This is a genomic window from Verrucomicrobiota bacterium (assembly GCA_038744685.1).
Lineage (GTDB): Bacteria > Verrucomicrobiota > Verrucomicrobiia > Opitutales > Puniceicoccaceae > Puniceicoccus.
Window position 1 is genome coordinate 1 of the sequence record JBCDMB010000037.1, and the last position, 13,105, is coordinate 13,105.

Below are 13,105 nucleotides of genomic sequence, written 5' to 3' on the forward strand. Positions count from 1 at the left end.
ATAAAATAAAGCACCCGCGGTCTCATTTTCGGGCCGCGGGTGCTGGTGAAGCAGTGGGCGATCTCAGATTGGCTTGCGCCACCTTTTAAGGTGGCCGCCGACTGCGAAAAATTAGCCATGTGGAACGATACGGAATCTGCGACTGGACGATTTTATTGCAAAGAGCGCCGCTTCGGGAGAATCGAATTTTGTTTCTTTGGCGAATTTCAGAAGGGAGGGTGGCCAGCTATCACCATCGAGGGGTTCTATCCGAAAAGACGGCTTGGCTGTAAACTGAGGGAGAGAGACAGTCGTTAATCCAACAATAACCGCCCCGATTGAGCTCGCTTTTTTAATGAATCTCCGGCGTTCCACGTGTTAAACTAGCAAGATATCGCTATGATCAAACTGCTCTTAATCACGGTAAGCATTCACCTCCTAATCTTTACATCAGTCAATGGAAAACTGACAATCCTTTATCAATTTGCCCTTCCTGACGACTTGAACTCGCTGACCATATCACTTCTTGAAAATGACTTCGAGTTATCCGAAGAAACCAAAGGGTCAAAAACGTTCCGCAAAGGCGAAACCGAAGTGGTTACTTCACGTCTCGGGTCCAATCCCTATCAAGCTTCTTACTTAGCTACAGCAAACCTCATTGACGCAAGACCCCGTCTGGTCATAACCACAGGCCCTTGCGGTGCTTTGTCTGAGGAGACTGCAATCGGCTCCGTTTTTATTATCGACGAGGTCGTAAGCCACGATATGGCTACCCTGACCAATCAAGGTTTGTCTCAGCCTAATCACAGACTAACAGTGACTCCCCTTCCCAGCATTGGCATCTTATCCCTCGAAGGCTCTCCACTCGAGGCGATCACCGTCGCTTCCGGTTCGGCATTTGTCGCTGGGGACGACGCAAGGTCTCAAGTCGCCAGAAGAACGGGGGCCTCTGTCGTCGATATGAATAGCTATGCTTCCCTCTACGTCTTCGAAAAATACAGTCTTCATAGCGTAAACCTACGAATTGTATCTGACCACGCTGGAGAAGATGCGGCTGAACAGTTTGCGCGATTTGTAGAGGGTTACGACGGAATACTTGGAAGGATTGCCGCTGGGGTGATTCTAGAGAACCCACTCTCTCCTTCCAACGTCTCCCCCTATCCAGCGCTCCAAAGTCTGATCGAAAATAACAGCCAATAGAGTCCAGAGTAGTTCGACGTTAAAACTCGATCCACCGGTCAATTCCAACCGTGGAAATCTATCGTCAATTTCCAGAATTTCTGGGCTAATTGCTAGCGGGTAACAAGGAAGACCTTTTGCCTTCGAACTAAATCAGATCCCTCGACCGTAAACATGAAGAGCAGCTCTGCTTTCGACGGACCCATTGGCTTCTCTGCTGGACGAACGGAGAAGCGTGCTTCAGAACTCTCCGCCTCCCTTTCCAGTTCTTTCCAAACGAAAGGAAAGTTCTCAGGGGGCGTTTCAAGTATCCATTCCACTCCCTCACTCGCCGTCACGGTAAAGATCTTCTCCTCCACACCATCACCCGAACGCCACACGAGGAGTTTGGGGTGAATGCTACCCATGACCGGCACGTTTGTTGAGAAAGTGAGAGTCTGAATCCGCGACTCTTCCCCGTTTGAAGTCGTCACCCGCAACATCTTGCGCTGTGGTCCGAGCCGGTCGCCGATCTCAAACACGGCCCGCAGTTCCCCACTCTCTCCCGGCGCATAGACGTTCTTTTCCAACTCGGCCACCGTGCAGCCGCAGCTCGATTGGATGCTGCTGACGGTGATGGTCTTTTCGGATGGATTCTGGAAGGGAAAAACTGCCACGAGTTCTTGTTCTCCAATTCCGCAAGGTAACGTCAGATCCGTTTGCTCCCATTCCAGCCCGTCCGCCGAAGTGAGGGATAGCGTCAAAAGAAGAAAAACCGGTATTTTTCTCATTGCGAGTTGGGCTTTCGAACAAGTGACCCTTTCCATACCACAACTGCAACGAAAATCAACGCGAGATCTCTTCCAAGAAGAAAGGGGTAGTTCGTATCGTTCGAGGCCGGCGCACCAAAACAGCCGCACGTCAGATCAATTCCCCGGACCCATGCAATGAGGATCAGCACGGTGAACAAAACCATCAAGAGAAAAGAGAGAACTGCCGCTGTGAGGCGATAGCGCGGAATGAAAAGACCAACCGCAAGAACTACCTCAAGAGCCGGGATGCCGTAGACTGACGCTGATAAGAGAAAACCATCGACCATTCGAAAGGACTCTACCGCGATCCGGAACTCAGCCGGATCCAGAACCTTGAGGAAACCTGCGTAGGCAAAAACGGCGGCCAGAACAAAAAGGCAGCACCCGTAGACTACTCGCCCGACCACACCTCTCCCCCGCTACCGACCCATCCCGACCAGCCGTCAGAAAGCACGTAAACTTCTTCAAAACCAAGATCCTCCTGCAGACGACGAGCCACCGCCTCACTAGCGTTACAGGTTGCGTCTCCACAGTAGACAACAAGTCTCGTGTCCGCGTCCCAGACGGAAAGAAGTCTGTCCAGACCTCCATCCCAGTCGTTCTCATTGAGTAGCACCGCTCCCGGAATGTGACCGCTCAGAAACTCCACCTCTTCGCGCGCATCTACCCATCGAACACCCTCGCTCTCTGACCAGGTCAGCGCAGTTTCGAGATCTACCCGATGACTATCATCGCCCGACAAACCCGCGGGGTTCAACCAAGCATTTACCGATGCCAGAACCGCTGTCACTAAAAGGATTTGCGACCATTGCTGCCACTTGCCAAACAAACTCATGGGAGATCAGTAATCATGGTTTGCTCGCCCGATATCGGGTTCGACTCCGCGGTGATAATAGTGAGCGCTGCATCAGTCAGCTCTGACTTCGAGATGGATGCTAACTCTGACCCGAAACCGGCCAATGGCATCCAAGATGAAGGTAAAAGGCAATCTTCCATTAGGAAAAAACAAGGGAGCGAAGGATGGATTGCCGCAAGTCGGGTCGGGATTGTCACAGGTCAAGACCTGTCGTCTTTTTTTCTACCGTCTGCGTGCCTCTCGCATCTCGCTCGATTGCCTTCTCAGATCCCATATCGAGCGGATGAGTTTCTGGTTGCGGATAAAAGGATCGGTCAGGTTTGTAACCCCATTCGTTCAGAAAGTAACTAGTTGGATACCAAAACCTTGCATTTCGCTTTTGCCAATCGCTACGTTCCTCCGAAAAACCTAACTCGCTCGAATCGTCGCCAGGTAAAGGCTCTACCAGTTTTATTTTGAAAGGAAATAGGGTGGGATTCTCGGGTAGACAGTAGTAGTAGAAACCATCTTTGTATCCCATGTAAAAGTAATCAGACTTCGACCTAAACAAATAGGGTGCTACCGAAGAGCGCTCTGCCAATTCAACTGTCGAGCATCCACAAATCGCAGCCGAAATTAGTAGAAACAGAAAACCTGCAGTGCTGTCTCTAAGAGTCTTCACTATTTCTTCTCCTCAACTTCGACTGCGGACACGGATCCCATTCTTATGCCAACTTCTACACAGCAAGTATTCAACATATCTTTCGCCCTAGTCCTACATTGAAAAATTGAAGACGCGAAAAGGTAAACCACACCGACATAGGTAACGGATAGCACACAGACATGCGCCGTCGCCTGCGGTTATGGCGGCACAGGTCGGTAACACTGACGTCTTTTGTCTTACCAAACACGGGTCGAATGGCGACCAGACATGTTTTTTCGGTGTATTACCCCCTAACATCTTTGCGGGTTCTCCGTCTTTAATCCCTCAAGGAAAAGAATACCGCACCCATCAACCAAAACAGAATAAACAGCGATGGAATACCCCAAAGAATAGATGCAACGATATTCATCTCTCTGACTGCAGACCAAAAAAAGCAAATGATGCAGGCCACGAAAGATAATCCTAGGACTACTGTTAATGTCATTGAGCTAATAACTTTGATTCACGAAAAAGACGTCACGTCTTTTTTGGCTCTTTCTTCGTCTTTGCCTGCCTCTCGAAACTCATCTTGTTCGTTCAACCAGTCATGGACTCAGTTCAGTCCCAAACGACTACCATTATTTCCAGCGTATACCGAACCAATTCCCGAATCTGATTCACGTGCGACCCCCGCATCTTGCGATCCAACCATGAAAATCGGCTCAAGGCTCGAAAAAAACTTCAATCGACCCGCAAAAAGTGGGTTCCAAATTCAATTTTCGACTTTTCCCCAACAATTTACCATCCTTAGGCGTTAACTCTCTTGTGACCTATCTTGTTGCCATGCGTTTGCCATTTACCGGGGCTGCGGCTGTTGCCGAGCCGCAAGTCGCCGATGATCTCGCCGCGCTTCGCCGCGGAGACTCCAACGCTCTTACCGAAATCCTTAGACGTCATGAGAAAGCGACGATTGGCTATTTGATCAATCTGACCGGTGACCCAACACTTGCTCAAGACTTGAGCCAAGAGACCTTCTTACGATTGATCCGGAGACCACCAAGGCATCAAAAAGAAGGGTCTTTGCGCCCTTGGTTGATTCGGGTAGCGCGCAATCTATTTCACGACCACCTACGTAAAAACAGGCGGCTGGTATCCCTGGAGTCACAGACAGATTCCGGGTTTTCGCCAAGCACCGAGGCAAAACGTCCGGACAGCGCTGCCCGGGACCTCCTCGCAACGCTCCCAACCGACCTTAAAGAGATCGTTCAGCTCCGTATTTTCGGAGAACTTACTTTTCGGGAAATTGCAGAGACTCTCTCGATTCCCCTGGGAACCGCTCAATGGCGGATGAACTGCGCACTGGAAAAATTACGTTCGCAACTGGGGGAAAACGATCAATGAGCAGAAACGCCCAAACGAAAGAAGAGCAACTTCTTGCGCGGAAACTGACTGACCTCAGCGAAGCCACAAATACCCTTGAGGCACGCCGGCGGGCAACCCTTTACCAAGCCCTGGAGTATCAGAATCGACGGCACTCGTTGTTACGGGTATTGATTCCCACTTTCGCCATTCTTGCTGTCGCCCTTCTAGCGTTTTGGTCGCTGCGACTCCCGCCAGATCAACCAGTTCGACAGACGAGTCTCTGGACGTCGTCCACGAATTGGGTCACGGGCAACGAGTTTTCCGATAGCAGAGACGCGATTGCCGCCAAACTTTCCGGGGGGAGTTCGCCTGTGCCTGGTCTCCTCTGGCAAGACTCCCCCTCTTCCTTCGAGGAGGTACGCCAGCGGACCGTCCTACTTCGCCGACAAGTTCAACCCAACTAACTATGAAAATGAATCCAATCCACCACTACTCTCTCCCACTTCTTGCTGCAGTCGCAATCCTCTGGACTCCGTTTCTCCATGCGGAGGAAGAAGAATACGAATTTGAGGATGAGGAAGATTTTCAGGAAGAAATGATCGAATTTCTCGACTCCGAAGAGGGGGAAGAATGGAAGGGATTTGTGCGTGAGAACTTTTCGCAGGACACAGTCGACTACATCTACGACCTACTCGAAGAGGAGCCGATGGAAGCAGCTGAAGCCGTCGAGTATCTCAACGAGATCGGAGAAGAATACTTTTTTGCCCTCGAGGAAAATCCCGACTTCGCAAGAGCTTTCATTAGGTTTCAACGCCACGAAGTCGCCTCCTACCAACTGGCCACCAAGATCGATAGGTCACGGGGAGATTCCGACCAACTACGCTCCGAGCTAATGGATGAGTTGGACAAAGCTTTTGAAGCAAAAATCGAGCTGGAGAAACTCGAACTCAAGCAGCTGGAGGAGGAAGTAAAACGATTGAGTGAACTGCTCGACGAAAAACCGAATAAAAAGGAAGCAATCATTGATCGCAGATTTAAGGACCTCGTCGGTGACAGCGACGGGCTGGAGTGGTAATTCCGGATTCGGTATGATACTGGATCCGCTGGAGAACCTCTATTGGAGAACCAGCCGATTCAGTAACTGGGTGGCTCTCTCCATACGAAAGATCCGAATGATTGATCTTTGTCGTCAATCGCTTACGAGCGAAACTCAGAGACAGTCCTCAACCACCCCATAGACCGCCTTTCCCGGAGACCTCCCGACTTTCTTTCCACCTGACCTTGGGTGAGGTCCTTCATCTCCGGATATTCGAGAAAAACCGCCGCAAGGAGGTGTTCTGTCGGAGGAATCCCTAGTGCTGCGAACACTTCTTTGCTTCGAATCGCACCTCCGCTGGACCAGTAGTTTCCAATCCCCTGTGCAGTCATTAGCAGAAGAAAATTCTGCACCATCGCAGAGGTTGCTGCCAAATGCTCGCGATTCCTTTCCGAAACCTTGCGCGCTGTTTCTCCAGAAACTGAATCCGTCTCCTCGGGAAGCCAGGTAACGACTACCAAGGCGCTACACGCAGCCGCGAGCTGTGGCTCTTTGGAGGTGAGTCCAAGTTCCTCCGACAAGAAACGGGACAAGTCCCGGACTTCGGAATTCCAAAGAATGTGGGCTCTCCAAGGCTCGGCCAATCCATCGACATCTCTTGGATAGTGAAACGGAGCCCACCCTGCAGTCCTCAGCGCAGATTCAATCTTCGTTCGGTAGATGGACTCCAAACTTGCAGGCACTGGTTTTCGACTCTCAAGGCTTCCCAACACCTTTTCGGTCACTCTCGAACGGATAGTATTTTCCAAGACCTCAACATCAGTTCCCATACCCTAGAGCGGAATGATCCAAAACCGGGGTCACGCAAATCAAATCGTGGAATTTTGATCCCTCATCGGCTGACTTCGGGACCGGATTGAGAATCCGAAAAGAAACGGATGACTACGGCTTCTTGCTCGCAAGCGTTCGCCGGCTCTCGTTTAGCAGCGTCAGGACCAGCTTTCGCGATTCCCCCTTTTGCACAAGCGCATGAAATTTTACATGCGCTTGCGGAGAGCTTAACGGAATAAACCTTACGTGACTGGACGCGATGTCGCTGACTTCGGATGGCATCAGCGAGAATGAGTCTCCGACCGCAATGTTTGAAAGCGCACTCAGGAGACTTTCGACCCGTGTCACCGAAGTCGGCCGCACACCCGCATCTCGAAGGATACCCATAATGAATTCGTGCCTCCCTGGGTACGCCTCGGCGGAGAGAGAGATCAACGAGTGACCCGCCAATTCCTTCAGATCGATCTCACTGGCATCAGCTAACGGGTGGTGTTCCGCCACTACCGCTTGGACGGGAATGTTCCAGAGATGAAAAAGATCAAATTCGCGCTCTATTTCCGGACAGATATGGCCGATAAATGCGATGTCGACTTTTCCGTTCCGAAGCCAATCTACCATCGGGCCGGCATCCAAGGGATGCAGAGTGAGGTTGACCTCCGGAAACGCTTGGCAAAACACGTTTACCACATCGCCAACAAAGGTGTTGTAGGAGCTAGGCAGGTATCCCAGGTCGAGTCTTTCGCCCGCGTCCGCTCTCACTTGGCGAATCTCTTCAAGTCCCTCCTCAAGTGATAACAGTGCCTCATCGGCTTTGGGCAAGAATACCTCACCCGCACTCGTTAAGGTAACCGACCCACCTTCACGAGAGAATAACTCCGCACCCAATTCCGCTTCCAGGTCCTTTATGGCACGGCTCAAAGCGGGTTGCCCAACCCCCATGCGGCGCGCAGCGCGGCTGAAGCTTAAATCTTCAGCGACAGCCAAAAAGTAGCTCAGCTTCTTCGAGTCCATAGTTCAACCCAGTGCCCCGGAATCTACGTTTCACCGAAACTATCTTCCAGTGCAAAATCCGCATAACCCTATGCGTTTTCTGGCATTAGAAATAGCGAAACGCATGAGCTATCTTGTGATTATGACGACCGAGACGGCCGCAAAACTAACCAAGCGCCCTTCTAACCTGCGCGGAACGACCCATTCGGGCTGGGGAAAGAACCGTCACACGTTCGCATTCGGAAACTACGTTGAAGAAAACCATGTTGGCTTCCGCGACCTACGAATCATCAACGAAGCCCATCTCGATCCTGGAAAAGGACTCGGAACTCAGTCCCATCGCTCAATGGAACTCTTCAGCTACGTCGTAGAGGGAGAACTGCAGCACAAAAACAGTCTGGGAGAAGACTACTCCCTTCGGACTGGCGACTTCCAACACTTGAGTGCCGGAAGCGGAGTGCAACTCAACGAATTGAATCCACAGTCCGACGGGAAAACACACTTTTTGAAAATGTGGATTGTTCCCCGTTCTCAGGGCGGCGAACCCCGCTACGCCAGAATCAACATTGCCGAGAAGCGGGTTCACAACGGTCTCTCGTTACTCGCTTCACCGGACGGTGAGGACGGATCGGCCAGAATCCGTCAGGATTCACAGATATTCTTCGGGGATTTAACCGCCGGACAAACCCTCACCCTCTCCGAAAACTGCCTCTACCCGTATGCGTGGATCCAGATGATCGAAGGGAAAGTACACCTCGACACCGTTACTCTGGAAGCCGGAGACGGTGCAGCCATCCACACCTCTGCGTTCACAATCGAAGGCGACGCAGACTCTGAATTTCTCCTATTCCGACTCAAATGAAAACTCTCTCTACCCACCTACCAAACCATCAACGATTCGTTCCATGAAAGACCTCGACCGCCGCGATTTTCTCAAAGTATCTGCCACTGCTTCCGCCGGGCTTCTCGCAGGAAGCTCTGGACTGTTCGCAATAGACAGAGCTACCGGAGACGGTCCGCTCGTTGTGACCAACGCCAAGGTGCTTACCGTCGATACAAACAACCGTATCGCCGAAGCCTTTATCGTGGAAGGCGGTAGATTCACTTTTGTTGGAACCACAGAGGAGGTCCTATCAAGGAAACCCGACAACGCCACCATCATCGATGCAGAAGGTGCCACCATCATTCCCGGGCTCAACGACTCCCACACGCACGTCGTGAGAGGTGGGATGATGTATGCCCTCGAATTGCGCTGGGATAACGTCACCTCGGTCGAGGAAGGACTCGAGATGATCCGCAAGCAAGCGGAACGCACACCGAAAGGACAGTGGATCCGGGTTGTTGGCGGTTGGAGCTACGAGCAATTCAAGGAAAAGCGCATGCCCACGCTCGATGAAATCAACAAGGTGGCACCGGATCATCCGGTTCTGGTCAAATACCTTTACGCTCACGCATGGCTCAACAAGAAGGCACTTGAGGAGATCGGCTACAATGGACCCGATGCACCTGTTTATCCGGGAGGCTACATCGCGCGGGACCGTCACGGGAACGCAACCGGAATGCTAATGGCAGACCCGTCAGGGTTGATCCTGTACAAAACGCTGCAACGCACCCCAAAGCTATCAAAAGACGATCAGTATCTTTCCAGTCGCTACTACCACCGCGAATTGAACGGCTTCGGAATCACAAGCGTCGCCGATTGCGGAGGTGGTGGAATGGTCTTTCCGACCGCTTATGATGTGATCCAGAAACTTCACGACCAGGGGGACCAGACGGTTCGAGTCGGCTACTCCACTTTCCCTCAGGTAAAAGGCCAGGAGGACGATGATTACCGCCGCTGGACGAAGACCTGGAAAGCAGGCCAGGGAGACGATATGCTACGCTTCGTCGGAGCTGGAGAGAATATCTGCTGGGCCGCCTACGACTACGAAATTTTCCGCATGCCGCGCCCGGATATCGATCCCGACGCGGAACTCCGGCAGGAACACATCCTGCGGACAATTCACTCCGCTGGTTGGCCTTCCCGCCAGCACATGACCTACAACGAGACGATTGACCGACTCCTTCCGGTTTATGAAAAGGTGGCTCACGAGCTCGGAGGCCTTTCACCCCACTGGTGTATTGACCACGCTGAGACAATCACCGATCACAACCTTGAGAAAATCGCGAACCTAGGTGGCGGAATCGCTATTCAAAACCGTATCATCTACCAAGCAGAAGACTTTGTTCAACAATACGGTCCCGAGGAACTCGCCCAGACTCCGCCTGTCCGCAAGATGCTTGACATGGGAATCCCCGTCGGTGGCGGGACGGACTCCACTCGTGTTTCCAGCTACAACCCTTGGCTTTCACTCGAATGGCTGGTCACCGGAAAGTCGTTGAGCGGCCTCCAAATGTACGGAGATGAGAACCTCCTGGATCGACTCGAAGCTCTCCGCATTTGGACCAAGGGAAGCGCCTGGTTCACTGGCGAGGACCAAGACAAGGGTGCAATCGAAAAAGGTCAGCTGGCCGACTTTGCCCTCCTTGACCGCGATTACCTGAGCATTCCTGACGGCGGAATCCGTGGTATCCGGTCCGACATGACTGTCGTCGGCGGACGCGTAGTCCACGGAAACGGCAAATACGAAAAGCACGCTCCCGTTCTACCCAAGCTCACTCCCGGATGGTCACCAGTAAACGAGTTCGGAGGCTACTACCCGAACGCCTGAGCACACTCTCATCAACACCACAGACTACAAAAAAATAAACACCATGGACTACACAAAGCTGTTCACCGCTGAAGACACCGCTGTCGTCTTCATTGATCATCAACCACAGATGACATTTGGGGTCGCGAACATTGACCGCCAAACTCTCATCAACAACACAGTTCTGCTTGCCAAGTGCGCCAAGGAATACGGGGTCCCCGCAATCCTTACCGCTGTCGAGACCGAAGGTTTTAGTGGATACATATGGCCAGAGCTCATGGACGTTTTCCCTGATCAGCAGCCTATTGAACGAACCAGTATGAACTCCTGGGACGACATTGGTTTCCGTAAGGCGATTGAGGCTACCGGAAAGAAAAACATCATCATGACAGGTCTCTGGACAGAAGTGTGCACAGCCTGGGCGACTGTCTCGATGATTGGCGCCGGCTACAACATCTACGTCGTGGAGGATTGTTGCGGAGCCACTTCGGTGGCGGCTCACGATGCTGCTCTCAGCCGAATGGTCCAAGCAGGTGCGGTTCGCCTGACCACAATCGCGGCTCTTCTCGAGTGGCAACGCGATTGGGCAAATCACGATCACTACGACGTGCTCATGGGCATCCTTAAGAAGCACGCGGGTGCTTACGGCGCAGGGGCAGAGTATGCCGGAACGATGGTTCACAAACTACCACAGGCGGCAAGCAACGCACACGTCGTAACACCATCCGAAGGTTCGGTGCACTAAGCAATGGTAGCACTTCCACCGCCACGATAAATCAGTTCGAGCGAATGGCATTTGGTTAAAGAGTTTGAGAAGCAAGAGTCCCTAGCGTCGGTCGCGAAGACCGATGGGCAGCAATAGAAGAACGACCACGCCTCATCAGAATCATCCACCTGGTGGTGGATGCTACAAAAACTCAACTTCCAAGTGCCATTCAGCCGTGGCTGGCCACCGGAATCTTCCGATTACGAGAAAGCACACTTCAATCCAACCATCACCTGACACTTTTGATCAATGAGCTCCGAAACCACTGCCTCTGTCATCGTCAAAAACGCCAAAATCACGACGATGAATCCAAAACAACCCGAGGCGTCCTGCCTTGCTGCAGCCAGCGGAAAGTTCTTAGCCGTTGGGGAAGAGAAAGACGTTCTCCCGTTCCAAGATCCTTCTACCCAAGTCATCGATGCCAAAGGGCAACGACTGATTCCCGGCCTGAACGACTCTCACATTCACGGAATTCGTCAGGGCCTCAACTATTCAATGGAGCTTCGGTGGGATGCGCAAACCTCTCTGTCAGAAGCTCTGTTCCGGCTCAAGGAACAGGCCGAGCGAACTCCACCCGGCCAGTGGGTGCGCGTAGTCGGAGGTTGGAGCTACGCCCAATTCAGGGAGCAACGTCACCCAACGATCGACGAAATCAACGCCGCAACCGGTGATACACCAGCCTACGTTCTCCATCTCTACGATTACGCCATTCTCAATAAGGCGGGTATCCGCCAACTGGGATTCGAAAGAGGCAGTCCGGATTCTTTCCCAATGGGAAGGATCATCCGCGACCACAGTGGCGATCCTACCGGCATGTTCATCGCCGTTCCCAGTGCCGTAATCCTCTACTCTCTGCTCAACATGTTGCCGAAACTCGATGAAGACGAGGCCTACCTCTCCAGTCAGCACTTTATGAGGGAGATGAATCGCTTCGGGGTGACTGGTTTCCTCGATGCTGGAGGTGGATTCCTCAATTACCCCGACGACTATGGAGTGATCCGAAAGCTCCACGATGAGAGAAAGCTCACCACACGAATCGGCTTTAACTTGTTTGCTCAAAAAGCCGGGAAGGAACTCGAGGACTTCCAACGTTGGACAGACGCATTCTCGCCCGACGAAGGAGACGCTATGCTAAAGATCAACGGCGCTGGTGAGATGCTCCGCGCGTCCGCCTACGACTTTGAGGACTTTATTCTCCCAAGACCTGATTTCAAACCAACCATGGAAGAGGAGCTTTTCCAAGTCGTCGAACTACTCGCCCGCAAAAGGTGGCCTTTCCGATTCCATGCCACCTACGACGAAAGTGCGACCCGGATCCTCAACGTTTTGGAAACGGTGAATCGAGAGTATCCTCTTGAAGGCCTTCATTGGATCTTCGATCACGGGGAAACAATTGGAGAACGGAACATCGAGCGTATCGCGAGAATGGGTGGAGGGATTTCGGTCCAAAACCGAATCGCTTTCCAGGAAAAGCAGTTCCTCGATCGCTATGGCGAGGGAATGGCCAACGATGCGCCACCCTTGAAAAAGATCATGGAAATGGGTGTTCCTCTCGGAAACGGAACCGATGCCACCCGGGTCTCCAGCTACAATCCGTGGCTCTCCATTCATTGGACGGTCAGCGGTAAGGGCATGGGAGGCTCCACCCTGATCGGTGAGGCAAACCGGCTCGACCGACACACCGCTCTGAAACTCTACACCGACAATGCATGGTTCTCGCGGGAGGAAGACGTCAAGGGCAGGATCGAGCCTGGCCTCCTCGCCGACTTTTCAATCCTCTCTGACGACTACTTCACCATTGAGGAAGATGCGATCCGCGATCTGGAGTCCGTCCTGACCGTTCTCGATGGAGAAGTAGTCTACGCGAAAGGACCGTTTCAGGCACTAGCTCCGGAAGATCTGCCGGAGCTAGCCGAATGGACCCCTGTCCACAACTACGGTGGATTTGTTCGTCCTTATACCAAATTTAAGAAGGATTGATAGTTATGGCGAGATGGGGGATG

Annotated in this window: 14 protein-coding genes; 8 read left to right on the forward strand and 6 right to left on the reverse strand. The window is 52.3% G+C overall.

All coding sequences use genetic code 11. From position 1 onward, the window contains the following. The first annotated feature begins 378 nt into the window (after nt 1-378). The gene (locus tag AAGJ81_14645; GenBank protein MEM0967383.1) at nt 379-1,179 is read left to right on the forward strand and encodes a hypothetical protein; all 801 of its coding nucleotides are present in this window, start codon (nt 379-381) and stop codon (nt 1,177-1,179) included. Nucleotides 1,180-1,271: 92 nt separating this feature from the next. Here AAGJ81_14645 and AAGJ81_14650 read toward each other — a convergent pair whose 3' ends face one another. From AAGJ81_14650 to AAGJ81_14665, 4 genes are all read right to left on the reverse strand, one after another. Continuing rightward, nucleotides 1,272-1,928, reverse strand: coding sequence for a DUF1573 domain-containing protein (locus tag AAGJ81_14650; protein MEM0967384.1), 657 nt, complete (start codon nt 1,926-1,928; stop codon nt 1,272-1,274). Continuing rightward, nucleotides 1,925-2,356 (reverse strand): MauE/DoxX family redox-associated membrane protein, encoded by a 432-nt coding sequence (locus AAGJ81_14655; protein MEM0967385.1) that lies wholly within the window; start codon nt 2,354-2,356, stop codon nt 1,925-1,927. Before AAGJ81_14655 ends, AAGJ81_14650 begins: the two co-directional genes overlap by 4 nt. After that, nucleotides 2,341-2,784, reverse strand: a complete 444-nt coding sequence (locus tag AAGJ81_14660; GenBank protein ID MEM0967386.1) for a rhodanese-like domain-containing protein — start codon at nt 2,782-2,784, stop codon at nt 2,341-2,343. Before AAGJ81_14660 ends, AAGJ81_14655 begins: the two co-directional genes overlap by 16 nt. A 214-nt stretch (nt 2,785-2,998) precedes the next feature. After that, on the reverse strand, nt 2,999-3,466 hold the full coding sequence (locus AAGJ81_14665) for a hypothetical protein (protein MEM0967387.1): 468 nt from the start codon (nt 3,464-3,466) through the stop codon (nt 2,999-3,001). Between the two features lie 786 nt (nt 3,467-4,252). Here AAGJ81_14665 and AAGJ81_14670 point away from each other — a divergent pair. Genes AAGJ81_14670 through AAGJ81_14680 form a run of 3 tightly spaced genes read left to right on the forward strand, consistent with a single transcriptional unit; the run spans nt 4,253 to nt 5,864 of the window. After that, nucleotides 4,253-4,828, forward strand: coding sequence for a sigma-70 family RNA polymerase sigma factor (locus AAGJ81_14670; GenBank protein MEM0967388.1), 576 nt, complete (start codon nt 4,253-4,255; stop codon nt 4,826-4,828). After that, nucleotides 4,825-5,253: a hypothetical protein gene (locus AAGJ81_14675; protein MEM0967389.1), complete on the forward strand. Its 429-nt coding sequence runs from the start codon at nt 4,825-4,827 to the stop codon at nt 5,251-5,253. Before AAGJ81_14670 ends, AAGJ81_14675 begins: the two co-directional genes overlap by 4 nt. Nucleotides 5,254-5,261: 8 nt before the next feature. Further along, entirely contained in the window at nt 5,262-5,864 is a 603-nt protein-coding gene (locus AAGJ81_14680) for a hypothetical protein (protein MEM0967390.1), read from the forward strand. 122 nt (nt 5,865-5,986) lie between these two features. On the opposite strand, the gene AAGJ81_14685 is transcribed toward AAGJ81_14680, so the two are convergent. Together AAGJ81_14685 and AAGJ81_14690 are read right to left on the reverse strand one after the other, a co-directional pair. Continuing rightward, nucleotides 5,987-6,655, reverse strand: a complete 669-nt coding sequence (locus AAGJ81_14685; protein MEM0967391.1) for a nitroreductase family protein — start codon at nt 6,653-6,655, stop codon at nt 5,987-5,989. Nucleotides 6,656-6,767: 112 nt separating this feature from the next. Next, a complete protein-coding gene (locus AAGJ81_14690) occupies nt 6,768-7,667 on the reverse strand; it encodes a LysR family transcriptional regulator (protein ID MEM0967392.1) in 900 nt (299 codons plus the stop codon). A gap of 103 nt (nt 7,668-7,770) precedes the next feature. On the opposite strand from AAGJ81_14690, the gene AAGJ81_14695 reads away from it, so the two are divergent. The 4 genes from AAGJ81_14695 to AAGJ81_14710 all read left to right on the forward strand — a co-directional run bounded on the left by AAGJ81_14695 (nt 7,771) and on the right by AAGJ81_14710 (nt 13,082). Then, nucleotides 7,771-8,508 carry a pirin family protein gene (locus tag AAGJ81_14695; GenBank protein ID MEM0967393.1) on the forward strand — a complete coding sequence of 246 codons (738 nt, stop codon included), beginning with the start codon at nt 7,771-7,773 and terminating at the stop codon, nt 8,506-8,508. A gap of 43 nt (nt 8,509-8,551) precedes the next feature. Next, nucleotides 8,552-10,357, forward strand: a complete 1,806-nt coding sequence (locus tag AAGJ81_14700) for an amidohydrolase family protein (GenBank protein MEM0967394.1) — start codon at nt 8,552-8,554, stop codon at nt 10,355-10,357. Nucleotides 10,358-10,400: 43 nt separating this feature from the next. Then, entirely contained in the window at nt 10,401-11,081 is a 681-nt protein-coding gene (locus AAGJ81_14705; GenBank protein ID MEM0967395.1) for a hydrolase, read from the forward strand. Nucleotides 11,082-11,351: 270 nt separating this feature from the next. Next, nucleotides 11,352-13,082 carry an amidohydrolase gene (locus AAGJ81_14710; GenBank protein MEM0967396.1) on the forward strand — a complete coding sequence of 577 codons (1,731 nt, stop codon included), beginning with the start codon at nt 11,352-11,354 and terminating at the stop codon, nt 13,080-13,082. Nucleotides 13,083-13,105 lie beyond the last annotated feature (23 nt).